Origin of the sequence: Lelliottia sp. SL45, assembly GCF_026672535.1 — a bacterium.
Lineage (GTDB): Bacteria > Pseudomonadota > Gammaproteobacteria > Enterobacterales > Enterobacteriaceae > Enterobacter > Enterobacter nimipressuralis.
In genome coordinates this window covers 2160271-2183301 of the sequence record NZ_JAPPRH010000003.1, presented here as the reverse complement: position 1 = coordinate 2183301, position 23031 = coordinate 2160271, and the positions used below count along the sequence as shown (strand labels likewise).

Annotated in this window: 37 protein-coding genes and 1 pseudogene; 23 read left to right on the top strand and 15 right to left on the bottom strand. The window is 52.2% G+C overall.

The features are described from left to right. Positions 1–81: 81 nt before the first annotated feature. The 10 genes and pseudogenes from OVA10_RS16865 to OVA10_RS16820 form a co-directional block, all read right to left on the bottom strand. A pseudogene (locus tag OVA10_RS16865) lies at positions 82–246 on the bottom strand (DUF4060 family protein); the annotation flags it as partial. Continuing rightward, a complete protein-coding gene (locus OVA10_RS16860) occupies positions 212–526 on the bottom strand; it encodes a DUF7740 domain-containing protein (RefSeq protein ID WP_268196484.1) in 315 nt (104 codons plus the stop codon). The pseudogene OVA10_RS16865 and the gene OVA10_RS16860, both read right to left, overlap by 35 nt. After that, on the bottom strand, positions 527–748 hold the full coding sequence (locus OVA10_RS16855) for a ParE family toxin-like protein (RefSeq protein WP_442787618.1): 222 nt from the start codon (positions 746–748) through the stop codon (positions 527–529). 216 nt (positions 749–964) lie between these two features. Beyond that, positions 965–2734, bottom strand: coding sequence for an exodeoxyribonuclease VIII (locus OVA10_RS16850; protein ID WP_268196482.1), 1770 nt, complete (start codon positions 2732–2734; stop codon positions 965–967). Between the two features lie 224 nt (positions 2735–2958). Beyond that, positions 2959–3831 carry an ATP-binding protein gene (locus OVA10_RS16845; protein WP_268196481.1) on the bottom strand — a complete coding sequence of 291 codons (873 nt, stop codon included), beginning with the start codon at positions 3829–3831 and terminating at the stop codon, positions 2959–2961. Further along, the gene (locus tag OVA10_RS16840) at positions 3828–3953 is read right to left on the bottom strand and encodes a hypothetical protein (RefSeq protein ID WP_268196480.1); all 126 of its coding nucleotides are present in this window, start codon (positions 3951–3953) and stop codon (positions 3828–3830) included. Before OVA10_RS16840 ends, OVA10_RS16845 begins: the two co-directional genes overlap by 4 nt. A 234-nt stretch (positions 3954–4187) precedes the next feature. Next, a complete protein-coding gene (locus OVA10_RS16835) occupies positions 4188–4454 on the bottom strand; it encodes a hypothetical protein (protein WP_268196479.1) in 267 nt (88 codons plus the stop codon). A gap of 65 nt (positions 4455–4519) precedes the next feature. Continuing rightward, entirely contained in the window at positions 4520–4696 is a 177-nt protein-coding gene (locus OVA10_RS16830; RefSeq protein ID WP_268196478.1) for a DUF1482 family protein, read from the bottom strand. Positions 4697–4713: 17 nt separating this feature from the next. Beyond that, positions 4714–4863 carry a hypothetical protein gene (locus tag OVA10_RS16825; protein ID WP_268196477.1) on the bottom strand — a complete coding sequence of 50 codons (150 nt, stop codon included), beginning with the start codon at positions 4861–4863 and terminating at the stop codon, positions 4714–4716. Positions 4864–4865: 2 nt separating this feature from the next. Further along, positions 4866–5066, bottom strand: coding sequence for a hypothetical protein (locus tag OVA10_RS16820; RefSeq protein ID WP_268196476.1), 201 nt, complete (start codon positions 5064–5066; stop codon positions 4866–4868). Between the two features lie 92 nt (positions 5067–5158). Between OVA10_RS16820 and OVA10_RS16815 the strand changes: the two genes are divergently transcribed. After that, a complete protein-coding gene (locus OVA10_RS16815; protein WP_268196475.1) occupies positions 5159–5431 on the top strand; it encodes a hypothetical protein in 273 nt (90 codons plus the stop codon). Between the two features lie 108 nt (positions 5432–5539). Here OVA10_RS16815 and OVA10_RS16810 read toward each other — a convergent pair whose 3' ends face one another. The 5 genes from OVA10_RS16810 to istA all read right to left on the bottom strand — a co-directional run bounded on the left by OVA10_RS16810 (position 5540) and on the right by istA (position 8947). Beyond that, a complete protein-coding gene (locus OVA10_RS16810) occupies positions 5540–5893 on the bottom strand; it encodes a hypothetical protein (protein ID WP_268196474.1) in 354 nt (117 codons plus the stop codon). Between the two features lie 17 nt (positions 5894–5910). Then, positions 5911–6048 carry a hypothetical protein gene (locus OVA10_RS16805; RefSeq protein ID WP_268196472.1) on the bottom strand — a complete coding sequence of 46 codons (138 nt, stop codon included), beginning with the start codon at positions 6046–6048 and terminating at the stop codon, positions 5911–5913. Positions 6049–6226: 178 nt separating this feature from the next. Then, on the bottom strand, positions 6227–6607 hold the full coding sequence (locus tag OVA10_RS16800) for a helix-turn-helix domain-containing protein (RefSeq protein ID WP_202713334.1): 381 nt from the start codon (positions 6605–6607) through the stop codon (positions 6227–6229). 88 nt (positions 6608–6695) lie between these two features. Beyond that, entirely contained in the window at positions 6696–7451 is a 756-nt protein-coding gene (gene istB / locus OVA10_RS16795; RefSeq protein ID WP_174340113.1) for an IS21-like element ISEc10 family helper ATPase IstB, read from the bottom strand. Continuing rightward, positions 7448–8947 (bottom strand): IS21 family transposase, encoded by a 1500-nt coding sequence (gene istA, locus OVA10_RS16790; RefSeq protein WP_268195033.1) that lies wholly within the window; start codon positions 8945–8947, stop codon positions 7448–7450. The genes istB and istA overlap by 4 nt, the downstream gene beginning before the upstream one ends. A gap of 186 nt (positions 8948–9133) precedes the next feature. Here istA and OVA10_RS16785 point away from each other — a divergent pair, with 186 nt between their 5' ends. The 22 genes from OVA10_RS16785 (at position 9134) to OVA10_RS16675 (ending at position 23031) form a co-directional block, all read left to right on the top strand. Then, positions 9134–9385 carry a transcriptional regulator gene (locus OVA10_RS16785; RefSeq protein ID WP_268196469.1) on the top strand — a complete coding sequence of 84 codons (252 nt, stop codon included), beginning with the start codon at positions 9134–9136 and terminating at the stop codon, positions 9383–9385. Beyond that, positions 9385–9831 carry a toxin YdaT family protein gene (locus OVA10_RS16780; RefSeq protein ID WP_268196467.1) on the top strand — a complete coding sequence of 149 codons (447 nt, stop codon included), beginning with the start codon at positions 9385–9387 and terminating at the stop codon, positions 9829–9831. Before OVA10_RS16785 ends, OVA10_RS16780 begins: the two co-directional genes overlap by 1 nt. Positions 9832–9841: 10 nt before the next feature. After that, entirely contained in the window at positions 9842–10711 is an 870-nt protein-coding gene (locus OVA10_RS16775) for a helix-turn-helix domain-containing protein (RefSeq protein WP_268195938.1), read from the top strand. After that, a complete protein-coding gene (locus OVA10_RS16770; protein WP_268196886.1) occupies positions 10711–12084 on the top strand; it encodes a replicative DNA helicase in 1374 nt (457 codons plus the stop codon). The genes OVA10_RS16775 and OVA10_RS16770 overlap by 1 nt, the downstream gene beginning before the upstream one ends. Positions 12085–12092: 8 nt before the next feature. Beyond that, a complete protein-coding gene (locus OVA10_RS16765; RefSeq protein WP_202713330.1) occupies positions 12093–12245 on the top strand; it encodes a hypothetical protein in 153 nt (50 codons plus the stop codon). Between the two features lie 13 nt (positions 12246–12258). Beyond that, complete coding sequence (locus OVA10_RS16760; protein ID WP_268196465.1) at positions 12259–12969, top strand: DUF1627 domain-containing protein; 711 nt, start codon at positions 12259–12261, stop codon at positions 12967–12969. A gap of 200 nt (positions 12970–13169) precedes the next feature. Then, positions 13170–13430 (top strand): DUF977 family protein, encoded by a 261-nt coding sequence (locus OVA10_RS16755; RefSeq protein WP_268195940.1) that lies wholly within the window; start codon positions 13170–13172, stop codon positions 13428–13430. Further along, on the top strand, positions 13427–13636 hold the full coding sequence (locus tag OVA10_RS16750) for a hypothetical protein (RefSeq protein WP_187212571.1): 210 nt from the start codon (positions 13427–13429) through the stop codon (positions 13634–13636). Before OVA10_RS16755 ends, OVA10_RS16750 begins: the two co-directional genes overlap by 4 nt. 1 nt (position 13637) lies before the next feature. Further along, positions 13638–13874 (top strand): hypothetical protein, encoded by a 237-nt coding sequence (locus OVA10_RS16745; protein ID WP_268195941.1) that lies wholly within the window; start codon positions 13638–13640, stop codon positions 13872–13874. Further along, entirely contained in the window at positions 13871–14548 is a 678-nt protein-coding gene (locus tag OVA10_RS16740; RefSeq protein ID WP_268195942.1) for an ASCH/PUA domain-containing protein, read from the top strand. Before OVA10_RS16745 ends, OVA10_RS16740 begins: the two co-directional genes overlap by 4 nt. 888 nt (positions 14549–15436) lie before the next feature. Further along, on the top strand, positions 15437–16051 hold the full coding sequence (locus OVA10_RS16735; RefSeq protein ID WP_268196463.1) for a recombination protein NinG: 615 nt from the start codon (positions 15437–15439) through the stop codon (positions 16049–16051). Further along, entirely contained in the window at positions 16048–16848 is an 801-nt protein-coding gene (locus OVA10_RS16730; protein WP_268196461.1) for an antitermination protein, read from the top strand. Before OVA10_RS16735 ends, OVA10_RS16730 begins: the two co-directional genes overlap by 4 nt. Before the next feature lie 285 nt (positions 16849–17133). After that, positions 17134–17565, top strand: coding sequence for a tellurite resistance TerB family protein (locus OVA10_RS16725; protein WP_268196459.1), 432 nt, complete (start codon positions 17134–17136; stop codon positions 17563–17565). Then, positions 17561–17713, top strand: coding sequence for a DUF3927 family protein (locus tag OVA10_RS26175; protein WP_442787955.1), 153 nt, complete (start codon positions 17561–17563; stop codon positions 17711–17713). The genes OVA10_RS16725 and OVA10_RS26175 overlap by 5 nt, the downstream gene beginning before the upstream one ends. 329 nt (positions 17714–18042) lie before the next feature. Beyond that, on the top strand, positions 18043–18255 hold the full coding sequence (locus OVA10_RS16710) for a hypothetical protein (protein WP_268196457.1): 213 nt from the start codon (positions 18043–18045) through the stop codon (positions 18253–18255). Between the two features lie 79 nt (positions 18256–18334). Next, entirely contained in the window at positions 18335–18937 is a 603-nt protein-coding gene (locus tag OVA10_RS16705; RefSeq protein ID WP_268196455.1) for a hypothetical protein, read from the top strand. Next, positions 18937–19293 carry a D-Ala-D-Ala carboxypeptidase family metallohydrolase gene (locus OVA10_RS16700; protein WP_268196906.1) on the top strand — a complete coding sequence of 119 codons (357 nt, stop codon included), beginning with the start codon at positions 18937–18939 and terminating at the stop codon, positions 19291–19293. Before OVA10_RS16705 ends, OVA10_RS16700 begins: the two co-directional genes overlap by 1 nt. A gap of 195 nt (positions 19294–19488) precedes the next feature. Further along, positions 19489–20175, top strand: a complete 687-nt coding sequence (locus OVA10_RS16695) for a Rha family transcriptional regulator (RefSeq protein ID WP_268196453.1) — start codon at positions 19489–19491, stop codon at positions 20173–20175. Between the two features lie 96 nt (positions 20176–20271). Further along, positions 20272–21180 carry an N-6 DNA methylase gene (locus OVA10_RS16690; RefSeq protein ID WP_268196451.1) on the top strand — a complete coding sequence of 303 codons (909 nt, stop codon included), beginning with the start codon at positions 20272–20274 and terminating at the stop codon, positions 21178–21180. 91 nt (positions 21181–21271) lie between these two features. After that, the gene (locus OVA10_RS16685) at positions 21272–22249 is read left to right on the top strand and encodes a hypothetical protein (RefSeq protein ID WP_268196450.1); all 978 of its coding nucleotides are present in this window, start codon (positions 21272–21274) and stop codon (positions 22247–22249) included. 3 nt (positions 22250–22252) lie between these two features. Next, positions 22253–22495, top strand: a complete 243-nt coding sequence (locus OVA10_RS16680; protein ID WP_268196448.1) for a hypothetical protein — start codon at positions 22253–22255, stop codon at positions 22493–22495. Beyond that, on the top strand, positions 22495–23031 hold the full coding sequence (locus OVA10_RS16675) for a hypothetical protein (protein ID WP_268196446.1): 537 nt from the start codon (positions 22495–22497) through the stop codon (positions 23029–23031). The genes OVA10_RS16680 and OVA10_RS16675 overlap by 1 nt, the downstream gene beginning before the upstream one ends.

Here is a 23031-nt window from a genome sequence, read left to right as displayed (position 1 = left end):
CAAATCTTCCATATCACCCCCTGATAGCCGGTAAAGCCGCCTGGCACCATTCATGGCCCTGGCGACGTAACTTTTCCGGCGGGTTATAACCTCAACGGTAATTTTCTTTTTTCCGACTTGTACCGTGTACATGGTCTGTGTGTACTGCCTGGCGTAGTCACCGAATCGACTGACATGCTGCCGCAGTGCTTCATTGCACGCAGCAGCTTCGTCAGTGTTTTTTACGCTTCTGTTTATCAATCGCATCCGGAAGACCCCTTATCACAGCCGTTTCCATTTTCCTGATGCAGTCGCGTATCTGGCTTATCTGCGTCTCCGGAAAAAGGCTTTTACTCATTGTTCGCAGCGTGGCCTGTAGCCTGTCATTTTCAACTCTGGCCGCCAGCGCCCTGGCGCAACCCCGCAATGATGCCGGAACGCTGCGCTTATCCCGCTGAGCAAACACCCGGCACAGCTCGAGCGTTACCAGCACATCAGGGAATTCCGCCCACATCCCGCAGGCGATCACCTCTTTTGCTTTACTCATTCACGCTCCATCTTTCATTCGGTTGTATCGCTCATGACTGATAATCACCCAGTCACGCCCGTTGTTTCTGGAGAGCAGGCGCCAGCGGTGCGTCACTTTCAGGCTCAGACGGCCAGGCTGGTAATGCATCCGGGCATGCAGCTGTCCCCTTTTATATTTCTCCATTACGGCCACCGCTTTCGCATGGACCCAGGATGGAACTCTTATCGCTGTTAGGGTCATCAGCGGTTCACCTCCCTCCACGCTGCCTTATGCGCCCTGAACATAGGAAAAATTGGCCCGCTCAGTATTGTGCGCTTCCCCCAGAACCCTCCTTCGTTGCGCCAGGTGATGCAGGGTGATTCGATAAGCGCGGCATCCACCGCGCGAAAGTGACGCCTGGTGCGCCAGAAAGGGCTGCTTATCACCATGTGGCCAACAGCGCCTTTATCGATAAATTCAATCCGCATCGATGCCGTCCTGCATATCAATTACATCGTTAGCCAAATCAATAGCCATCAGCGGCAGGTCGTGGCGAACGTGGCAATAAGCAGGGTTGGCGCACAGGCCATTCAAAGCTGCGATAGTCAGCTGCTGGCGGTAAGAAAGGCCGCTGAGCGCTGGCGCAGTAATTTGTTCAGGTTCAGCGTCATCAGTGGTCTGAGCGGCGCCTACCGGTGCTGCGCTCTTTGGCGGCGCTGGTTTGCGATATTCAACGATTGCATCAAGTGCGAATTTCTGGCGAAGATTTTTATCGCTCGACCAGTCATTTAGAATATCAGCTGCAACAACGTGAATTTCATCATCACTAAGGCTGGGTGAGAGGTAGCACTCTGTGATGGATATATCTTCCATCAGGAGAAATGCGAGGTCGGAAACAGAATGACCGATAAGGAATACAGCATCATCAGATTCTTCAGGTGGCATGTTATTGGTGCGCCCTGACAGCAGATCATTCAGAGCATGCATAATCTCAATTTCACGATCACTCAATGCTGTTGGCACTTCCTGATTGCTGGTAAATGCCGCATTGAGTTCTTTGTCGAGCTCCGCAACGCGCACCGGGCAGACTGCTGGTATTTCAGTTTCGACTGATACAGGCGGTTGGGTTTCATCATCGGCACTTTCCTGTTTCTGTGGCAGTGGAGCGGACGAACGACCGCAGGCAATATCAACAACTGCTGGCAAAGGGTTAGCGTGATCGGATTCAACCAGGTTGTGATTGATATATTCTCTGAGCTCGACCGGCTTAAGATAAAGGTCCTCCGGAGCAGTCTTAATCAGGGAGATAATGGCCGCTCGGGAATAATACAGAATGCCAGGTGTGCGGCGGAACTGTTTCCACCATGCTGAAAAGCGTGGATCGGTCCCTGCTTCGTCCATTTTCCAGGCGCGTTGGCTGACGGCTGTCGGAGGGCTGTAGATGTCGAAATCTATTGCAGTAGACAGAACACCCATACAGGTATCCATACGCAGAGTGGCGAGGCTGTGAATAAAATCCCCACCACGATCAGTGATGTTGCCGCCGCCCAGCGTTGCGCCGGAGTCGGTGCGATTATCATTGCTGGTGCTGGCCTGTGGGCGCTTATCAACTGGAGTATCCAGCCACTTAGCCAGTAGTTTGACTAAATCAGTCCATTGAGCCGATTCTTTCGCTGTTTCACGCACCCAGGCCAGCAGTGCGATCTGACGCTCTGTAGCCAGCGCTAGCACGCGGGATTCTCGACTGACGGCTTCCGCCAGCTCACGATCAAAATGCCCATCTTCATCGTTAATCAGATCAACGATCTGACCGTACTGCGTGGGGCTGATTTCAGTAACAGGCCCAAACAGCACCAGGGCTGCTGCGCGTGAGGCCTTGTCCAGCGTACTGACGAGTTTAAGTACCTTTGCATCGTGCCGTTCTTCGCCGTCATCCTCAGGTAATGCCACTGGCTCGCCAGCTTCAGAGTTCCATGCAGCTATTTTGCTGAAAAAATCCGAACAGAACTCACCATACTCGGCGGTGATGCGCGGTAGTCCGTCCCGGTGCTCCCATACCTTTGCTTTGAAGTAGTCATCGATGTTGGCCGGGTAATGCTCTGCCAGCTTACCGGCGATGATAGCCTCAGCTGTGGCCTTGTTTGTGGTTTTGACTTTAATAGCCAACGGTTTTAAATCCGGATCTCTTTTCAGTGCTTTGTCTTTTACTAATGACGCACCGCCAAATTCCTTTAATTCAACAGTCATATGTGGCCTTTTGATTTAAAATAGTGAGTATTTAGAATTGGTCGTACTTTTTCTTGGTGCTGCATTCCTGAAATTACGCTGTGCGGCCCTGAGATCGGCAAATTTCTTTCTTTCTTCGTTGCAACTGTGACAGTAATATCTGGATATTCCCTTTTTTGGGCTGTAATGCATTTTTGATTTATCATGCACAAACCTGCATGTTTCACACCTGATAGACTCTTCCATTAATTGCCTTCCTCGCCTGGTGCTGTTAATTCATGCTTCCTGATATCGTAAATGTCAGTTGCTTTCTTTTGTTCGTCTGGAGAGTCACGCAGTGCTTTATATGCTTCAGCAAAGGCGGATTTTAATGATTCGAAATCTCTTGCTGATTCAGCTGCGAAAACAAAGTGTTCGAGGTCAACCTCCGCCTTAGAGCGCCCCTCACTCAGCCACTCCATTAATTTCACGCCAACATCCGGAGTAAGCTCTGTGTAATTTGAGTTTGAGAAGATTCCCGTGCGGTCTTTTGACGCTACGGCAGTATGGGTTTCATGATTAATATCCAGAACCGTGGTGAACTCGTACTCCACGCCATCACGCTGCTCTGATTTAAGTCCCAGCTTCTGAACCTTCCGCGAGCCTTCCATTTGTGCGGTTTCTGTTTTGCTGCGCATGGTTGCTATGACGTGCATTTTTGTCCTCAGGATGGAATCCAGGAACTTGCGATGTCGCGGCGTTATCTCCGACCAGGCGGCGTGCGAGTTGCTTTTGAATTTTGCCTTGGCAATGACATCCAGCTCCTCAAGGCAGCCACCGACACCGTTCCACTCGTGAGACATCGAGTCGATGATGACGATGTCGTAACCAGCGCTCTCCGCAGTCCCAATTGCCGCAATAAATCTTTCGGGTGTGAATGGGGGCTCAAGCTCCAGAACGTCAAAATCAAACTCATTGGAATAGAGCGACGCGCTGCCCTTTTCCGTATCAATAAAGGCAATGGAGCCACCCATCCCTTTTGCGATGGTTAATGCGCTGTATGTCTTGCCAGAACCGCTTGGACCAGTAAGTGCGAGCCGCAGCTTCGCTTTCTTTCGCATGGCCTTTTCAAATTTCATTTTGATATCCCTTCTTGTTGCTGACTTGTTTTAAAATCCGCTATTGCTTCAAGCTGAAATAACTCAGCAGGTGAAAGCGCTTTTTTATTTCGCTTTTTATTCTTCAATTTCCGCTTTGACATATTTCCTCCAGTGAACTTTGTAGTGCGGTGCCGGGTGCCTCCCGGTTCCTGTAACCAGCCAGCAATTACAGGAGACAACAATCTTCCCAACCCATAATGACAGGTATTATTTCTGGCTGTGCCGCGTGCGCAGGGCCGCATTCACCGCACTACAGAATTCACTAAAAAGGTCGGTGCCAGTAAGGAATACAAAAACCTGACACCGACAAAATAACTACCGACACTTTCTTATTATTAATTCCGATGAAGACGCTTGTAATCGCTGTATTCAATTCCGCAGTTGCGATGCGCAATGATGTAATTGCACACCAGTGTGTTCAGGTTTTCGATGGCACACGCAGGGCAGTGGAATTCACCGAAAACATAACCACCATCAAAAACAATAGTAGTGGTGCCGCTATCGTTAATATGTACAACGCCTGAAACAATATCTGACGTTTTGAATAAAGCTAAATCTGCATTTACCTGAGGAATCGTAGTGCTAACATTAACCACTTCCATAACGCTTTCCTTTTATTTAGGTGTTTTAATCCCCGCCACAAATGGCGTAAGATTTAAGTCTTGAATTAACCTTGTATTAAAAAATATCCCCTTGCGGCATCTTTTTTATTAATTGGCTGGCATGACCCGTTGAAAATACGCTCTTCATAAATCACGCGATTGCATTCTCCTGATGACTGATACACATCCAGAATAACCTCTGTGACGCCATTGTCGGGAGTGAGCAGGGTGATGATGAGCATAAACGACGCACCCATTTTTAATTGCCGTAAATAAAATCAACAATGTATGGGCCGCACTCTGTGAATGCCATTGAGTTCACCATTGAAACATCACCGTAAGATTCAGCCAAAAAGTCTGCGATGATTTTTTTATTTTCTAATGCCTCTGCATACGCAATAAGATTCATGATTACCCCTTAATTGCTGCGATTAATGCAGTCTCTTTCTGCTGAAGGTTGCGCTGAGCCTGTTCGTATTCTGCCAGTGCTGCCGCTATTCGTTTTTCTCTCCCCTGATTGTGCTTGCAGCTATGGTCATCACACTCGCTGCACTCCACTACCGGGCAGAACGCCGGAACCTCTACCACCACAATGCTTATGTCTGCTGTCATAGTGTTTTCCCTAAGCTATTAGTGCGCCTGTCTTTTCACCACTTCAGGCTCGGTGGCATACTGGAGTTCTCACACAACCAGTAAGGAAAAACATGATTACTTCTTTTTGTCCGCTATGCCTGAGCGAATCGGGTATTCTGCCTATTCAGTCCCAGCAGCAAAATATTTTTATGTGCCGCGATCACGGAATATTTATTCTGACTACAGAAAAGGAGAAGCTTCTAAGGCATCTGCATGAACTTTCTGCGTATAGCGCTGAACACAAGGCGGAGCTGGGGGCCATATCTTCTCGCGAAAAGTTGTTAGCCCAACAAGCTCATGACCAAGGTGATTTCCGGGTACGAGAAATCCAATTCGATTCCTGATCATCAGTGCATGCTCAAGATGCATTGCCACGCGGCGCTTTTTGAAAGTGCCGCTACTGACGACGGCCCATCCATGAGGTATTGAGCCCCAAACGTACGATTGCCATCTCATTTTTTTGTACCTTCAGCGTTCAGATCATCATTAAAACGCCAGATCTCATTAATTAGCGCCTCAGGGTCTTTATACAAAAAGTCCACATTGAAGTTATTTGCCACCATCACGTAAACGGCTTCATTAAAGCTCAGTTTGAGCACAGCCTTGCAGCGAACAATCTGAGTGCCAGACTCATCAATTTCAGAATAGAACCCGTCCAGGGTCGCCCGCTGGCAAATGCTGGAGATGAGGTTTTCAATATCCTGCTGACTGGCGGATGTATGGCCGAGCACCTCTTTTGCTGCCAGCAGTCGAAACTCAAGCTCTTTGGTGTCAATATCCAGCACCAGTCTTTTTGTTGTCGGCATCTGTTTTATCCCCAGCATCAAAACACAAACACACCAGAAAACTCAGCCAGCTGCTCGCCAAACTCATCAATCACGTAACCCTCAAATTTCACATCCGGATTGTCTTCCAGAACCATCGGGGTTTTCTTCTCAGCTGCTTCGTTTTGGTTGTGCATGATTTTCTCTCCTGTTAAGCCCTGTATCGCCGGACCAGCGGAACTGTTTATCTGTCGCACCCTGTGTGCTTGATGGAATGCATTGTTGATTAAATGGCAACGCGTGTCAATCGCAGGTCTACACAAAGGGCGAAAAAAAACCGCCCTGAGGCGGTATGTGTCTGATTTTTTATTTGATTTATTTTTGCCTTGTTACTGGATCGGCATAAGTGGAGTAAAACTCCTTCAGCTGTTGAAGCCGCATTTGGAATGCAGCGAGCATGTTTCGCCTTTCAATTGGAGGGAGACCTCTGAATGTTTCAAGTAGCGCCTGCTCTTCCTCGTTGAGCGAACCGCCAGTTCCTTCATCCCCTGTAAGTATCCAACTCAAAGATGTGTTGGTGGCTGCTGCGATTTTTGCCGCAGAGTCCTTGCTAATGCTGCCGCGAGAGAACCACCTATGCGCGGCAGAGCGACTCACCCCTGCAATCCTTGCCATATCTGACTGCGTAAGGTGATTGTTTTTCATGAGCGCGGTCAGTCGCTCAGCTATCGCTGTGTTGCCGTTATCTTCTTTCATATCTGAATTGTAAACCTGAGAATATCAGACGTCAACTAGTTTTGCCGACTTGCGCCAACTACTCTGGCCGCATCCATTGAGCGGGGTTTTACGCCACGTTGGTTACTGCCTTCGCTGTCTTTTTCCTGTAACTTTCTCCCTTCAGTTCGAACATATATCCGTGATGGATCAGCCGGTCGGCTGCTGCCACCGCCATCGTTTCATCCACGAAGATGCTGCCCCACGTGCTGAACGGATGATTGCTGGTGATGACCAGACTGCCACGCTCATAACGATGTGCGATCAGCTCGAACAGCACACCCGTTTCCGCGTTGTCGCGTTTGACATACCCGAGGTCGTCTATCACTATCACCCGGTAGCGATCCAGTTTCAGCAGAAGCTCGTTCAGTTTCAGTTGTGTCCGCGCTTTACGCAGCTCCTGCAGCAGCTCTCCGGCACTGTAGAACCGGGCCCGGTAGCCCAGCCCTATAACGCCATCCACGATCGCCGCTGCCAGATGGCTTTTTCCCAGACCACTGGCACCGAACAGCAGGACGTTTTCTCCGGCATCAACCCAGTCTGTCGTTTCGCAGAGCTGCCGGAACTGAGCGTTATTCAGTTCCGGCACCTGGCTGAAGTCATACTCACCCAGCGTTTTCGCCACCGGCAACCGGGCTTCCTTTTTATAGCGGCGTAGCTTTTCGCTCTCGCGCCACAGGAGTTCTTCATTGCACAGCGTCAGCAGATAGCGTGACGGGGTCCAGCCCTCCGCCAGCGCACGTTTCTCCAGCGCATGCCATTCCGCACTGACGCGGGTCAGACGCAGTTTGCGCAGACTACGCTCAAGGAGGTGGATATTGCTCACTGCAGACCTCCTTTTCCGCGCAGCAACTGCTCATAACTGCTCAGGTTGTGCTGAACCACACTGACCGCCGGTAGTTCCTTTTCCTTTATCCCCAGGAACCGCATCAGGCGGTGCAGATCCAGCTCACCCGGAGTATTCAGCATCTGCTCCATCCCCCGCGCCACGATAGAGATATCGTCATAGCCCGCAGCCAGTTTCAGGGCGTGCACCATCAGACGACCTGCTATCTCAGGCTTCAGATGATTACACAGACGACGCCACAGTCTTCGCCATTCATCGTCCGGCAGGATGTCATTTCTCAGCGTAGCATGGCAGAAGGCTCCGGGCTTTTTCGCCAGGCTGTCGATCACATGCCGGAAGTCGATCCGTCTGGCTCGTCTTTTCCCCTTTTCTGGTCTGACGCGAGGGCAGCTCATAACCTCGTTACTACCGATGTAACAACTCAGACGATCATCCCACACCCGAACCCGTAACAGCTGGCCAACAAGCCGGGAAGGCACGCTGTAGACGACAAGTTTGACGTTAATGGTACTGCTACTACTGACCCTTACCGTCAACTCGTCGTAGTCGGCGCTACGACGCAGCGGCAGTGGCTTCAGGTGGAGGCGCTCCTCCTTTACCAGATCCTGATTGTTACGGTTGTGACGCATAACCTGCTGGGTGATGAAGGCCTGGTATTCTTCCACGGTGCTGAAGTCATTACTGCCCCGCAGCATCAGCGCCTGGTGGATGCGTCTTTTCAGATGTCCGTGGGCGCTTTCAACCGAACCATTTTCGTGGCCACGACCGGCATTATTGTGCACGCCCTGCATACCATAGTGCTGGCAGAGGGCAGCATAGCGCTCAGTCAGCTCGCGGCGCCCGTCTTCACCCTGATGTTTCCATGCTGCCCGCAGACTGTCCGTTTTATGCTCTGTTGGTACACCTCCCAGTTGCCCGAGGGCTTCCTGCAGGCCTTCAGCAAGGGCAGAGAAGCTCTCACCACCCAGCACGACCCGCATCCAGCTCCAGTGGCTCCACTCAAGGCGGAAGTGGTACAGCTTATGCGTCAATAACTTGCCATTGATGGTGACAACTATACCTTTGAGCTCGGTAAAGTCCGACAGGCCGCGCAGGCCGGGCTGATGAAGTTGCCGGAACATCACTTCCTGCTCAGCACCATACTGCAGCTTCCACTCGCGGACCCGCCGCTGCATTGTCCTGCGGAGGCTGTTGGGGTACTGACCGGGATATTTATCCTGCAGCATTTCAAGCAGGGTCGTGGGCATCAGGGCGGGCCTTTCCTTCAACAGGGGAACAAGCTCGTTGTCCCAGACGGCCTCAAGCGGATCTTTACGTGTGCGCCAGTGACGATTACCGGTTTTAGACCACTGATCTTTTTCGATCCTGCGACCTGAGCGAACAGAGATACCGGCCTTCATGGCCGAGATATGCTGGGTTACACCTTTTTTACGTTGAGTCATGTAATAACTGACCTGATGAGTATTGAGCGTCACGCCATTTCCTGTGGGATCGTGTACATGATGCTCAGATTACAAAATCGGCCAGAATAATCAGCGCCAACCGGACTGAGTTATTGTCGTCTCATACTGAGAACAACAAATTCAATCGCACCCCCACTTGACACGTGTTGATTAAAAGTCAACAATGGTTGCCAACACGACAACCAAAAGGGTTATTTCATGTCAGGATTAAGCAAGGCAATCAAGTGCGCCGGTGGTCAGGCTCAGCTTGCACGCGATATTGGTCTCTCTCGTTCTTCCGTAAATCGCTGGATTCATAAGTTCAATGGCCGGGTTCCGCCTGATCATCTTATTCAGATTTACCAGCTGACCGGGGTCACTCCTCACGAGCTTCGTCCGGATCTGCACCCGACACCAATGAGCGGCATTCCAGAGAATGCTACACCGCAAGCCAAAGGAAAGTCTGATTAATGGAAATCAAACACGAGCACATCGCTGCAACGCTGCAAGCCTGGAAGGTAAAAACCAAACCAGAGGAAATTGCCCGACTGATCGCAGTTGAAGAGCACGCCATTAACCCAGGCTCAACGAGGCTTTATGACCCTGAAGAACCAGGCTCGCGCGATAAAAACAGGCAGCGACTGTTCCGCACACCTGGCGGGTGGATTTACGGCGAAACAGCGTATCAGCGAAAAAATCTCATGTCGTTACTTCCGGCGATTGAGAACGCGCTGAAGAACAGCCAAAACGCGCGTCTGCTGGCTTACATGCAGAGTTTTTCATCCGAGCCAATGCATGAGCTGACACAGCGTGCGAAGCGCTTAGAGAGCGAGATTGAAGCCATTTTTGGCGCGATTATTTCGATGATTGACCGCCATCAGGGCAGCGGCCCGGCGGGCGGTAATTTGTTCCACTGAGGTAGTTGTTATGAGCATGGAACTGATGGTTCAAGTCATGAAGGTTAGGGTCGGCAATCCATTGCGAAAACTGGTTCTGCTTAAGCTGGCCGATAACGCCAGCGATAAGGGCGAGTGCTGGCCTAGTTATCAGCATATTGCCGATCAGTGCGAGATTAGCCGCCGCTCCGTCGTGAGTCATATCGCTGCGCTGTGTGCGTGTGGTTTTCTCAGTAAAGAAACGCGCAAAGGGCTGAATGGGAACGCCAGCAATGTCTATCGCCTTACCCTGGCAAAGGGTAAGGCGGAGATGCTGGAGAGCTTCAAGCCTGCTAAAGCTTTGGAAAAAAACGCACCTAGTGCAAACGGTGCATCAGCTAGTGCAAATGGTTCACCAGATGGTGGTGCAGGAGTTGCACTAGGTAGTGCAAACGGTGCATCAGCTAGTGCAAATGGTTCACCAGATGGTGGTGCAGGAGTTGCACCCGAATCAGTCACTCTTTTGAATCAGTCAGTTAATCAGTCAAAACACTATAGTCATCCTGACAAGCAGTCTGACGATTTGCCTGGCAAAACTGAAAAGCAAAAAACAAAACAGCCTCGCATCGACTACCAGGAGTATTTCGACACCTATAACGAAATCCTCGGCGACCGACTGCCATGGGCGAAGGTGATCACCGACAAGCGCAGGGCGGCACTGAAACGCCTTCTGCCAAAGCTAAAAACGGCGAATGTCGAGGGCTTTAGGGCATACCTGAAGGCGTTCTCGAAAATGGCCCGCTCGTTCTACTTCGGCGAAAACGAGCGCGGCTGGCGGGCTGATATTGATTACATCCTGAAAGAACAAACCCTCGTTGCGGTGCGTGAGGGGTCAATTGGTGATTCTGAGGTGCAGGCATGATTGTTCAGGATCTGGAAGCCAGCGTTATCGGCGGTTTGCTGATTGGCGGCCTGACGCCTGATGCGGATGACGTGATCAGCACGATGGCACCGGATGCGTTTTCGATTCCGGCGTACAGGACAATTTTCACGGAAATTCAGCGCCAGGCAAAAACAAGAAATTTAATCGACCCAATGCTGGTGGCAGAGAGTGTCGGTGACGAACTCTTCGCAACGGTGATGGAAACATACAGGGCCTGCCCAAGCGCAGCAAACCTCCGTGGTTATGCCGGACAGGTTATGGCGAACCATGAGCGCCGCCAGATCCTCAGCGCGATAAGCGAGACGCATAGCCGCATTGCTGATGGCTCGATATTCGTGGCTGAGACGGCCATAGACGAGATGCTGAGTCGCATCCAGGCAATCAGGACGCCAAGGGATGAAATTCGCCCTGTGCACACGTCTGAGCTTCTTGACGCATACGTCGAGCTGCTGGATGAGCGCAGCAGTCGCCAGGAGGATAACTACAACCTGAAAACGGGCATCGAAGAGCTGGACGACCTGATGGGTGGGATTAACCCAGACTCGCTGATCGTCCTGGCTGGAAGACCTGGCATGGGCAAGACGGAACTCGCTTTGTCGATTTCACAGGGCGTTGCACAGCAGAGAGCTTCAGCGGATCAGCGACGCGGAGTGTTGATTTTCTCGATGGAAATGAGTGCACAGCAAATCATCGAGCGCCAGATTGCTGATGCCGGAAACCTCTCTGTATCGACGCTGCGCAATCCGTCAAAGATGCGTGACGAGGAGTGGGCGCGAGTTTCTATGGGGGTGGGCATGCTTCAGGGTATTGACTGCTGGGTTGTGGATATTTCCAGGCTGACCGTTGAGCAGGTCAGGGCTATAGCAACGCGACACAAGCAGCGCCACCCAGGGTTATCCCTGATTGTTATCGACTACCTGACGCTGATGGAGCTACCTAAAACCGAGCGCCATGACCTTGCCGTTGCACATGTTACCGGCACGCTGAAGAGAACAGCCATGGCGCTCGGAACGCCAGTGCTTTTGCTGAGCCAGCTTTCACGAAAGGTTGAGGACAGGGCCAACAAGAGGCCGACAAACAGCGATCTGCGCGACTCCGGGAGTATTGAGCAGGATGCTGATTTTATCCTCATGACCTACCGGGATGCGGTCTACAACGAGCAGTCAGCCGCCGCACCTTACGCTGAAATAATTGTGACAAAAAACCGCCACGGCAAGCTGGGAACGGCATACAGACGATTCACAAACGGTCATTTCAAACCATGTGACCAGGACGAGGCGAGAGAGGCTTGCGCAATCACGCCTCAGGCTCAGAAAAACCCCAGGAGATATGCATCTGGCGCGGATGTTTGAGGTGAGGCATGAAGAAAACCGAGCAGGTTCTTGAGAGAACGATTCTGAAATTTGGCAGGGGTCTCACCGCAGAGCAGAGACAGCGAAACCAAAAGAATCTGGTGGCAATCAGGAAAATGATTGACGCGGCAAAAGTCAAAAACGAATTAAACAAAATTTAATCAGGAGAGCAACATGGAAAATATTCTGGACGTACTGAAAGCGATGAAAAAGGCCACTGCGCGCGATATTGCCGCCCGCATGAAAATCGAACCTGCTGCTGCGCTGGACATGCTGCGCGAGCATGAAGACCGATTTGAGGTTGCACAGGCCAACGGCTACTGGTGGTTCACCCAGGCTGGCGATGCTCCGGCAAAGCCCGAAAAAGGTCAGAAAGCCACACCGCCCGTCCGCATCACTGCGTTTGAGCTGGAGGGTATGCTGGTGGAGAAAGGGCCAATGCCTGCCGACCAGCTGGCAAAAATCACCGGCGCCACAGCGAAGGGCGTCGCCACGATGCTGACCAATCTGGTCACGAAAGGGGAGGTGAGCCGGGAGAAGGTGGGGAGCAAGTTTGTCTACTCGGTGCCAGCCACCACGACAACTGCCGCGCCAGTCGATAGCGACACGGAAGCCGCTGCGCCGCCAGTGTCACCAGCGCCAGCAGGAGCGGTACAGGTCGAGGACGACGAGCGGGAAACGGCCGCCAAAACCACCGCCGAAATCGTGCAGGACATCCCGGTATTCACCGCACGCGCCGATGACCTGGTGATCCCGTCATCCCGCTTTATCTCCCAGGAGATTCGCCGCACCAAAGCGAAGCTGTCCAGCCTGCAAAAGCTTCAGGGTGTGGTACGGCAGCTGCGCCGCCATAAAAACCTGCTGGTGGGTCTGCGCGATGCATAACTTACCTCGCTGCCCTGACTGCGGTATGCAGCCATCAATCACTGTCCGTAGTCGCGGTATTAACTGGGGTTCTGCGCAGGTGCGTTGTTCAAACGGATGCGCAGGGCGTAGCAAGGGGTTTTCATTCCCGCCTGGCAGTGAGCAGTCTGCCCGGACGGCATTAATCGAAAAATGGAAAGAGCTGGTGGAGGGTGTCGCCGATGGGCAGAAAAAAATCACTTGAGGAGCGCACGCTGATGATCGGAAAAATCATCGAGCTGGTGAATGAGCGTGGCCGCATCACGACAAAAGACGTAATTGCGATGTTCGGGCTTCACCGTTCCACAGCTGAAAAGTACATGCGCATGGCTACAGAGCGCGGCCAGCTGGTTCGCCACGGTCGGTGCGGCATTTTTCGCGACCAGCGCGCTACGATTGATTTTGATTTGAAGCGTTTTTCATACAACAGGAATGCAGCATGACAACGAATAAGCAGGCAGTCGACAAAAAGGCGCTGAACTACGATCCCACTGACCCTGACAAAATGCGTCTGCCTGTAGGGGTGACCTGCGGGATTTGCCAACACATCCGCCGCTGTAAAGCCATCTTTGGACACGTAGAAACGGACACTTACTGCGACTGGTCGCCATCGCGATTTGTCGCTGGCATCACCACCAAAGGAGAGTGACATGGGTAACGTAAAAAAAATGGCGTGTGTACATTCAGAGAACCCGGAATGGTTCCTCCCTGGTGAAATCTACGACTCTGAAAAGCGCGGGCCTGATACCTGCATATGCGGTGATAACCTCGTTTCCGATCTGAATCCTGAGGACTGGTATGAAATGAGTCTGCGTGCTGATGGGATCTGGTTCCTGACGGGATTTCAACAATCAGTATTATTCCGTGAGGTAGGAGCGACAGCATGACCACAATCACCAAAGAGCAGACAGGTAAAACGCATAACCTGAAGATTTGGCCGGAATACTTCGCAGCGGTTCGCGACGGCCTTAAGCGCGCAGAACTGCGCTGTAATGACCGAGATTATCAGGCTGGCGATACTCTTGAGCTTTGCGAGTGGGACCCGAACGAGGAGGAATTCACCGGGGAATACCTCAGCGTGACCGTAACGCACGTCGCTGAACTTGGCCAGTTGAGGCCGGGTTACGTGCTCCTGAGCATCGCCCCGCCAGCGCCGGTACCGATGAAAGACCATCATATACGCGAGCTGGTAAACGAGTTGCGCGATATAGCTGTTCAATATCACGCAACACAACAACTTCGCGAGCGCATCGCACGAGCAGTGCGCGCCGCCATGCAGGGTAAAGCCGAACCTGTAAGCCAGCCTTACAAGTTGAGCGATGGAGTTGAAGCCTTACGTAACGCTGGCATAGCAATCGACGCCGAGAAAATCCTTGCAGAGCGCGATTCTCTCAACTCTCCGGTGATTCCGGATGGTTGGGTAATGGTTCCGGTAGAGCCGACATGGGACATGCTATCCGAGAATGGCTGCAAAGAGCATCATAACGGGGAGGAGTGCTTGCACCACGATAACCGTCGGCGCATCTGGCGGGCCATGCTCGCAGCAGGTGGAGCGAGATGATCCGAACAAGGCCTGAGCGCAGGCACCACGCCCGTCGAATGAAGCAGAACAGAAAGAGCTATCACACCGCCGGGGCACACACACCGTCCCACATCGGAAAGGCAGCGCGCACACCATGCCTGTGCAGCTGCTGGATGTGCGGCAACCAGCGTGAGAGGTTCGGGCAGAGCATTTGTGAGCGGCGTAACCGGGAGCTTCATGCAGACACGGAAATACATACAGACTAACCCGCTTCGGCGGGTTTTTTCATTTAGGGAGCACCCTGTTTTTGCAATTAATTCATAAACATGGATTAGGAAATGGCTCGTGAGAGAACAACCTGTTTTGTAACAAACATTACAGCAAACTCATCGGATGGGCTTTCATTTGTAAGTTAAATATATTTATTTATTAGTGATTTAAATCACGTAAGCCACGTTAAGAACAGTGTCAAAATCATAAGGTTGTAAATTGATCGTTAAAACAGATCGATGTCACAAGTTCGATCTATAAAACCTATTAATACACATCTTTGTCATGGGCTTAAATCAATTGGTTTGCCTTGAGGCACGCTATTACCCATGGACAACATAAGGCTTATTATGGACGCACAGCAGTTGGTAGAATTTATCCGTAGCGTTGGCAGGTGTGAGGTTATTTGTCAGGATGATGAGAGTTTTATAGCGATACCGATTCCAGAGGGGGCAATGTGGGTTGCCAGAGAGGAGCATGAAGAGAACAAGCGATTCTTCCGCGAAGCCTTCAATTGATTTATACTAATCACAACGGCTGAACCCCGTATCTGTCGCACCATCACTGGAGTAATGTGATGGCGCACAAAAGCAGTACCTTTCTGAATAATTCCACCGCACACCGTTGCGGTGTTTTCGCTTATGCTGGCGGTGCCGCATGAGCAAAAAGCCTGCCCGTCGAAAATGCGCAAACAAAGCCTGCCGCCAATGGTTTGAGCCTGCCCGTTCAGAACAGACCGTCTGCAGCTACGCCTGTGCCTGTGAATATGGCAAAGCCCACGTCACTAAAACCAAAACCAGAGAGCAGCAGGCAGAGGCCCGTCAGGCCAAAGCAAAGGCAAAGCTCGAGCGCGCTGAATGGCGCCAGCGTAAAGAAGCCGTCAAACCCCTCAAGCACTGGATTGATCTCACTCAGCGCGCGGTAAACGATGTCTGCCGTGAAACGGACCTGGCTGCCGGAGAGGGTTGTATATCATGCGGTACGCGCACGGCTTTCGCCTGGCATGCGGGGCATTACCGAACCACAGCAGCAGCTGGGCACCTTCGCTTCACCCGCATCAACATCAACCTCCAGTGCGATGCCTGCAACGTCCATAAGTCAGGAAACCTCGAGGCGTATCGCGCAGGGTTGGTCAAAAAGTACGGTGAATCCGCCGTCCAGGATCTGGAGAACGACAACAGCACACGCCGCTGGACTCCCGAAGAACTTAAATCCATTCGCCTGCAGGCTTTGGCGGACCTGCGCGCACTGAAAAGAAAGGTGGCCGCATGAAGCTGGAATCATCGTTAAAACACTTCAGTCCGCAGGGTATGCATATTGGTGACAGCGTCAAATGCACCTCTCCAGATCGCTTTACCAGCACTGATGTTATGGCGGCGATCGGGACTACGAGCAATCGCGCCAGGTTCGGCCTGTCTGCTTTTTTTGGAAAAATGGGCATCAGTAAAACAGATGAGCAGTTGGCTGTTCAGGCTCTCGCGCATCATGCGATGGAGGTCGCGCCAAAAAACGTGCGTAAGGCTGCTGCTGGTGAGTTTGGGTGGTGCATGCTGGTAATGGCGCGATTTGCCTTTGCTGAATACTCCCGATCGGCATCTACCAGCGTGATGTGTCACAGCTGCAGCGGCAGCGGATTAACCTCTCAGTATGAGGATCTGATCAAGCATCCTGGTGTGTTCAATGCTGACGGCATGGAAATCGTACCACCGAAAATAAAACATGAGCTGGTGAGGCGTGTGTGCGTGGCATGTAACGGCAAGGGAGAGGTGTTGGCTCGGTGCCGTTGCGGTGGAAAAGGTGAGGTTCTGGATCGCAAGGCCACCTGTGAGCGAGGGGCGCCCGTTTTCAAGCCGTGTGAGCGCTGCTCCGGGCATGGATTTTCAGCGGTCCCGTCTACGGCTGCATACAAAGTGATCCTGAAGCGCGTGCCAGGCCTGCACATCAGGACGTGGACCCGCAACTGGAAACCATTCCTGGAGGCGCTGGTGGATGTATGCCACAGGGAGGAAAGAAAGGCGGATCAGGCCTTCATGATGGCAACCATCGCGGATGATGTGAGCAAAATTTAGCATTTTATCAGCGTAAAGCTTGATTTTGTCCGAAGTTGTCGTGTAAGCTCCACATCGTGGAATATAACGTCTGAACGAAATTAAGCTATCGAAAAAGAGTGGTGGCACTCAGTACATTGATTTGATTCCCAGCCCTGGCATTCGCCGGGGCTTTTTTATTCCCGCGCCACGCTCGGCGCACATCAACCGCAGAGTCTTTCAGGGTGAGTCTTAGCAGTGGTCAGTGTGACTACATCTGCGGGCTGTCCACTCTGAGCGTAAGGCTCACCACTAAAGGAAGTCACTATGTTTGGTTTTGGTAAAAAAGCACGTAAGGCAGTAGCTGAAGTAAAGAAATTTGAGAAGCGCGATCTGGCTCAGGCGGTGATCAATGCGGCCTGGCTGGTGGCTTATGGCGATGGTGAATGCTCTAACGTGGAAAAGGCCTCCGTGGATCAGGTTCTGCGCGCCAATCCGGTGCTGGGCGCGTTCACTTCTGAAATTCAGGGTATTAGCCAGACCATCATCGCGCAGCTGGATGCTAACTATAAAGTGGGCCGACTGGCAGCGTACCGTGAGATTGAAGACTGCAAAGGCGATCAGCGTGAAGCAGAAGATGTGCTGGTGACTGCTATTGCGATTGCCGAAGCGGATGGTGCGATTCAGGAAGCTGAGAAGAAAGTTCTGGACGAAATCGCTAACCGTCTGGGCCTGCGTCTGGAGACGTACCTTGATTAATCAGGCAAGACTGGTGCTGGCAGCGTTGCTGCTGGCCCTGGTGGTGATGGTTGATTTCACCAGTAAGCTGATGTCGGTTCTTGCCGATGGCGTGCTGGTGGCGATGGTGGTCATTGTGATATGGCCGCTGTTCAAGCCCGACAGATAGTGCTGTGCAGCGGGCGTTGGCTCAATGCCCGCGACAGAGCAATATTTTGTTTCCTGAATACCCTGCCGATGTCTGGCTGCTGGCACAGCCGGCGGTGGCCCGCCGTTACCGGGCAATTCATTAAACTATGCTGAGGTTAATATGTGGAAAGACACAGGCAATAAAGTAGTTGTAGGGATTAAGGCGTCAGGTGAGTTGATTTGGGCTCGCATAGAGACTGACGGATCATCGTTGAGGCTAGCCGAAATTTAAGCACTCATAGGCAAGATAATTTTTTTTAATCTCATATAAATTCCCGGTGCTGAATAGTCGGCATTAAAGGGTAATTTATGAATAAGTTTACAATTCCACCTCTGCCAGCCCTGTCTGGTAATGCTCGTTATGGTCAGGAAACCGCCTTTCTTTTTAATGGTGATTTCAAGGCTCCGGATGGCTACGTCATTAAAAGAATCGACGTCGATTCTAATATGGTAATTTGCGTCCCCATTCAACAGCTGGATGTGGTAACTGGTCAATGGTGCACCATCCGAACCAGCTGCTAAGTTTTCCTGCAGCCCAGGTCGCTTCGGCGACCTTTTTTATTTCAGCCGCCGGAGTGCCGGTAAGGCACAACGGAACCCTATGGACGAAACACAAAAAGAGGCTGGCCGTGCGCTGGCGGTCATTCGCTACGTCAACACCTGGAAGAAGCTGATTATCTTTATGGTGCTGGTAACGTTCTGCGCATCCGGGTATGCGGTATGGGATTACCGGCGCGAGCTTGCCTTCTGGGCGATGGCGAGTTTTGGCAATCCACGCATTGATGAGGAGCGCGTAGAGCCTGAGGTCACATCGCTGATGGCTGATACGACTGCGCTCAGTGCGGCGGTGTGGTCGGTCAACCTTGAGAGCAACCAGCGTCGCGCGATATTCGTGCGTGTGCGTAATGAGCGCCTGACAAATCAGGAGGGGACGGGAGACCTTGCCCTTCGCCCCCAGTCAAAGCTTACGGCTGAGATAATCGAGCTCATAAACAGCAAAACGAAATGCTGGCCTCACGTGGCAAATACCGTAGTTGGAAAGACGGCGCGCGAAGCGGGGGTGAAATGGGTATGTGCTGCTGCTATCCCTCCTCAGTTCGGGACGATGATTGGTATGCTGGCTGTGGGGTTTGCGGAGCAGCCTGAGAATGAGGACTACGTGAAGATGCGTATCCGGGATGCTGCGGAGAGGATTATTAAGTGATGGGTGATTTAAGCGCGCACTTCAGCAGGAGTGAGTTTGCATGTCGTTGCGGTTGTGGATTCGACAGCATCTCTCCTGAATTAATCACTGTGCTGGAAGATGTGCGCATGCACTTTGGCGCGCCGGTGAAAATCAACAGCGGCTGCCGCTGCGAAAAGCATAATGCGAAGGTGGGCGGCGTGCCGAACTCCCAGCACGTCCAGGGTATTGCTGCTGACATCATTGTTTCCGGTCGTACGCCTGCGCTGGTGGCCGACTACCTCGAACGCAAATACCCGGACCGCTACGGCGTTGGGCGCTACAGCACCTTCACGCACATCGACGTTCGCCAGGCCAAAGCGCGCTGGCGCGGATAAGACATCATCACCAACAAGCCTCGCCATCGTGCGGGGCTTTTTTACGCCTGAGTATCACCGCGCACCGCAGCGCATCTAACCACGTCGAGCCCAACCCTTTGAAATTAGCCTTTGAGGAATCCAGTTAGTGCTGGCGAGCCTCGACGGGCTGGTTTCCTATGCGGCAAAGGTTCATTCCAAAGTAAGGTAAACGCTATGCAATTAGTTGAAATCAAGAAACTCGAACTGGTCACCAACTCGGCTGTGATCGCCAGTGGCGTTATGAAGGATCACAAGCCAGTGATTCAACTCATCAGGAAGTACAAAGGCGACCTCGAAGAGTTTGGAAGGGTGGAATTTGAAATGCGACCCTTTCAAACGGATGGTGGCATGCAAAAGCAGGAAATTGCGCTGCTAAACGAACAGCAAACCACGCTACTGATCACCTACATGCGAAACAACGAAGTTGTCCGGGCATTCAAGAAGCGCCTGGTCGCTGAATTCTTCACTATGCGTAGCGCGCTGGCGAAGAAGAAGATGGATCGCAACTCCGCTCGGCTTGAGTACAAGCCAATGACCGATGCCATCAAGCATGAGCGAGAGGCCCAAGGTAAGCAGATTGCCCCGCATCACTTCAGCAATGAAGCCGACCTGATTAACCGGCTGGCGCTGGGCATGACGGCGGCCAAGTTCCGAGTGCATCACGAAATCGGTAAGAAAGAGCCGATCCGCGATTACCTTACTCCAGAGCAGATTCACTGCATCACTGAGTTGCAGCGCGCCAATACAGTATTCATCAGCATGGGCTGGGACTTTGAACGGCGGAAAGAAGTACTGCGCGGCATGTTCGAGCGCAATCATCGCCAGCCGCTCATAGAAGAACAGCATCACCTTGCGGCATAAACAAGCAGAGAGCCACTTTCACAACGGCTCTTCATTACAAATCTCACCTGCTGGTGGGCTTGATAATGATTAACTGCGCTACGAGATTCACAGCCAATGACGCACAACATAAAAGCCATTCGACAGGGTTTCAAGGACAGAGGGGTTTTCTATACACCACCTGAGCTTGCATTAAAGCTCAGCGCCTTCGTTGATTTCAGGCCTAAGCGCGTGTATGACCCGACGTGCGGTGATGGCGCGCTACTTTCGATCTTCCCTGATGACGTAGAAAAGTTCGGTCAGGAGATTGATGCCAGCCAGCTCGCTGTTGCAGAGGGCAGATTAAAAAACTTTCGCGGCTATGCTGGCGATACGCTGGTGGATGATGGGTTCGCTGGTGAGAAGTTTGATCTGATTGTCGCCAACCCACCGTTTTCAGTCAGGTGGACGCCAAACGAAGTCGATGAGCGCTTTTCATGCGCGCCTTGCGTGCCGTCAGCATCAAAGGCGGACTTCGCGTTCCTCCTGCACATCCTGTCGCATCTCTCTGACGATGGCCTTGCGGTTGTACTGTGTTACCCCGGCGTTCTATATCGCGGAGGGCGAGAGGGTCGCATACGTCAGTGGATGGTTGAGAATGGGTTCATACACCGGGTTGCATCGATACCCGGCAACACGTTCGTTGATACCGCCATTCCGACGTGTGTCATCGTGTTCGACAAAAGAAAGGCAGCGGCCGAGATTGAGTTTATTGATGGCGACAACATTATCCGGGTGTCCGCAGATGATGTAGCTGAAAATGACTACAATCTGACACCATCATCCTACATGCGGAGTGACGCGGCATTTACCCCGCTAAGCACACAAGAAAGGATGGCAATGGAGCTTGATGCCAGACGGGCGACGCTCGACAAGCTGCGAAGCGATCTGCATTTTTCTAAGATGGTCTGCGATATGGAGGGGTTTCCATTTGCCACGTATCTCGACGACATAGACGCCATCACGCAATCATTCCGCGGTATGTAGTGAAGCAATAATCTGAATAATTTCGGTTTATCAGCACATCCTGTTTTATCACCACGCGGCAAAACTTCATTTCTCAGAGGATTATTCTGTTATGGCAATTATTCCCGGCGGTATGGGCGGCGGTGGTGCTGGTGCGCCCGGCCCTCAGGGGCCTCCCGGTCCACCAGCGCCCGTTGGTCCGGCTGGTCTTGAGTGGCGAGGTCAGTGGAATGCATCTGACTCATACATCGTGGACGACGCGGTAGGCTACGACGGCGCATCATATTTCTGTATCGCAGAAAACACCGGCAACGCCCCTACTAAATTGCCCGGGGACCCTTACTGGGCTTTGCTTGCTGCTCAGGGTGCACCTGGTAACCCAGGAGAAAAGGGCGAGCCGGGCGATAAAGGGATCAACTGGCGCGGGGAATGGTCGATTGGTGTTCAGTATTTATCGGGTGACGGAATATTCTACGTCCCCCTCGGTGGTTCATTTATTGCCTTATTGAATAACCAAAATACACCACCAACTGGTCTTGCGACTGATACCCGATGGTCATATGTCGCTGCTGCCGGGGCTGTAGGCCCGCAGGGTGAGCCCGGAACCCCAGCCCCCATTGTTGATACCTTCCTGCTGGATATTTTCAACTGGTCAGGGAATCAGGTTGTAGCCAACGCCGCGTTTCTGAATTTCCTTTCCCTTGCTGGTATTACTCAGCAGGCGGGTGGAACAGCAGGCGTAACGGTTGCTGCTGGCGTGGCAAAGCTGCCTGCAAAAACGAAACCATCCGGCGTGACATTCTCGTTTCGAATCACCGGAACGGTCGGCGGATCATCCGGTACAGCTCGTGAATGGAAGTTCCAGACGCGCCGTACAAACGGAACGACCATTATCGCCTCTACTGACGCCAGCAAAACCACGGGGAACAGCATTGATAACCGTGATTCTGTGCTGGAGTCACACACGTCCGGAGCGACTGACCCGTTCACAACAGAGGGCGTCATTGTTGGCCTGCAAAACGACAGTGGCACGACAATCACCCTGACATCAGTATCTGTGCGCATTTATCGCCAGGTTAACGCGGAGTAATTCATGACAGTAGGCACTCGAATCATTTCACTCGGCGGTGAATGGCAGCAGATAGCAGACGGTGCAACGACCTCGTTTATTCAGGTTAAGTCTGGTTTGCTTGAGTACGTTGTCGCTGATGCAGTTCCTCCAGTTGGTACTGAGGGGCATACTTCACGATCAGAATTCACCGCCACACCTCCAACAAAAGTATGGGCCAAAGCGGGTGCATCGCTGCCGTGCAGGCTGGCTGTAACTCCATTCTGATGAAAACGTTTATCTGCATCGCCAGCGGCCCTTCGCTGACGGTGAACGACTGCGCACTGGCCTCCGACTCCGGTTATCCGGTTATTGCGGTTAATTCGAGCTGGAGGGCAGTGCCAGACTGCCAGCATATTTACGCAGCTGACTTTTCCTGGTGGGATCAGTATCACGACTCACTGACTGTCAGCGCTGAGCTGTGGACCCAAAGCAAGCGTGCAAATGCCCGGTATGGTGTAAAGCTGTTCAGGCCGTCAGAAAATGGTCCGTTCAACTCGGGGCAGCGCGCCATTCAGCTTGCCGCTCACCTGGGCGCTGAAAAGGTGATCCTGCTTGGTTACGACTGCACCCTGGCGCACGGCACGCACTGGCACGGCCACCACCCTGCAACGATGCACAATCCGTTACCTCGGGAGGTAGGGCGCTGGCACGACGATTTTTCTTCTTTGGTTTACCTGCTGCCCGGCGTTGAAATCATCAACGCGTCACGGCATACCGCGCTCACCTGCTTTAGGCTCAGCACGCTGGAGGCTGAAATTTGA

Bases quoted from the DNA above. Each gene is read 5' to 3' on its own strand.
- OVA10_RS16860 (WP_268196484.1), bottom strand. From the start codon at position 526: ATGAGTAAAGCAAAAGAGGTGATCGCCTGCGGGATGTGGGCGGAATTC.
- OVA10_RS16855 (WP_442787618.1), bottom strand. From the start codon at position 748: ATGACCCTAACAGCGATAAGAGTTCCATCCTGGGTCCATGCGAAAGCG.
- OVA10_RS16850 (WP_268196482.1), bottom strand. From the start codon at position 2,734: ATGACTGTTGAATTAAAGGAATTTGGCGGTGCGTCATTAGTAAAAGAC.
- OVA10_RS16845 (WP_268196481.1), bottom strand. From the start codon at position 3,831: ATGAAATTTGAAAAGGCCATGCGAAAGAAAGCGAAGCTGCGGCTCGCA.
- OVA10_RS16840 (WP_268196480.1), bottom strand. From the start codon at position 3,953: ATGTCAAAGCGGAAATTGAAGAATAAAAAGCGAAATAAAAAAGCGCTT.
- OVA10_RS16835 (WP_268196479.1), bottom strand. From the start codon at position 4,454: ATGGAAGTGGTTAATGTTAGCACTACGATTCCTCAGGTAAATGCAGAT.
- OVA10_RS16830 (WP_268196478.1), bottom strand. From the start codon at position 4,696: ATGCTCATCATCACCCTGCTCACTCCCGACAATGGCGTCACAGAGGTT.
- OVA10_RS16825 (WP_268196477.1), bottom strand. From the start codon at position 4,863: ATGAATCTTATTGCGTATGCAGAGGCATTAGAAAATAAAAAAATCATC.
- OVA10_RS16820 (WP_268196476.1), bottom strand. From the start codon at position 5,066: ATGACAGCAGACATAAGCATTGTGGTGGTAGAGGTTCCGGCGTTCTGC.
- OVA10_RS16815 (WP_268196475.1), top strand. From the start codon at position 5,159: ATGATTACTTCTTTTTGTCCGCTATGCCTGAGCGAATCGGGTATTCTG.
- OVA10_RS16810 (WP_268196474.1), bottom strand. From the start codon at position 5,893: ATGCCGACAACAAAAAGACTGGTGCTGGATATTGACACCAAAGAGCTT.
- OVA10_RS16805 (WP_268196472.1), bottom strand. From the start codon at position 6,048: ATGCACAACCAAAACGAAGCAGCTGAGAAGAAAACCCCGATGGTTCTG.
- OVA10_RS16800 (WP_202713334.1), bottom strand. From the start codon at position 6,607: ATGAAAGAAGATAACGGCAACACAGCGATAGCTGAGCGACTGACCGCG.
- OVA10_RS16785 (WP_268196469.1), top strand. From the start codon at position 9,134: ATGTCAGGATTAAGCAAGGCAATCAAGTGCGCCGGTGGTCAGGCTCAG.
- OVA10_RS16780 (WP_268196467.1), top strand. From the start codon at position 9,385: ATGGAAATCAAACACGAGCACATCGCTGCAACGCTGCAAGCCTGGAAG.
- OVA10_RS16775 (WP_268195938.1), top strand. From the start codon at position 9,842: ATGAGCATGGAACTGATGGTTCAAGTCATGAAGGTTAGGGTCGGCAAT.
- OVA10_RS16765 (WP_202713330.1), top strand. From the start codon at position 12,093: ATGAAGAAAACCGAGCAGGTTCTTGAGAGAACGATTCTGAAATTTGGC.
- OVA10_RS16760 (WP_268196465.1), top strand. From the start codon at position 12,259: ATGGAAAATATTCTGGACGTACTGAAAGCGATGAAAAAGGCCACTGCG.
- OVA10_RS16755 (WP_268195940.1), top strand. From the start codon at position 13,170: ATGGGCAGAAAAAAATCACTTGAGGAGCGCACGCTGATGATCGGAAAA.
- OVA10_RS16750 (WP_187212571.1), top strand. From the start codon at position 13,427: ATGACAACGAATAAGCAGGCAGTCGACAAAAAGGCGCTGAACTACGAT.
- OVA10_RS16745 (WP_268195941.1), top strand. From the start codon at position 13,638: ATGGGTAACGTAAAAAAAATGGCGTGTGTACATTCAGAGAACCCGGAA.
- OVA10_RS16740 (WP_268195942.1), top strand. From the start codon at position 13,871: ATGACCACAATCACCAAAGAGCAGACAGGTAAAACGCATAACCTGAAG.
- OVA10_RS16735 (WP_268196463.1), top strand. From the start codon at position 15,437: ATGAGCAAAAAGCCTGCCCGTCGAAAATGCGCAAACAAAGCCTGCCGC.
- OVA10_RS16730 (WP_268196461.1), top strand. From the start codon at position 16,048: ATGAAGCTGGAATCATCGTTAAAACACTTCAGTCCGCAGGGTATGCAT.
- OVA10_RS16725 (WP_268196459.1), top strand. From the start codon at position 17,134: ATGTTTGGTTTTGGTAAAAAAGCACGTAAGGCAGTAGCTGAAGTAAAG.
- OVA10_RS16710 (WP_268196457.1), top strand. From the start codon at position 18,043: ATGAATAAGTTTACAATTCCACCTCTGCCAGCCCTGTCTGGTAATGCT.
- OVA10_RS16705 (WP_268196455.1), top strand. From the start codon at position 18,335: ATGGACGAAACACAAAAAGAGGCTGGCCGTGCGCTGGCGGTCATTCGC.
- OVA10_RS16700 (WP_268196906.1), top strand. From the start codon at position 18,937: ATGGGTGATTTAAGCGCGCACTTCAGCAGGAGTGAGTTTGCATGTCGT.
- OVA10_RS16695 (WP_268196453.1), top strand. From the start codon at position 19,489: ATGCAATTAGTTGAAATCAAGAAACTCGAACTGGTCACCAACTCGGCT.
- OVA10_RS16690 (WP_268196451.1), top strand. From the start codon at position 20,272: ATGACGCACAACATAAAAGCCATTCGACAGGGTTTCAAGGACAGAGGG.
- OVA10_RS16685 (WP_268196450.1), top strand. From the start codon at position 21,272: ATGGCAATTATTCCCGGCGGTATGGGCGGCGGTGGTGCTGGTGCGCCC.
- OVA10_RS16680 (WP_268196448.1), top strand. From the start codon at position 22,253: ATGACAGTAGGCACTCGAATCATTTCACTCGGCGGTGAATGGCAGCAG.
- OVA10_RS16675 (WP_268196446.1), top strand. From the start codon at position 22,495: ATGAAAACGTTTATCTGCATCGCCAGCGGCCCTTCGCTGACGGTGAAC.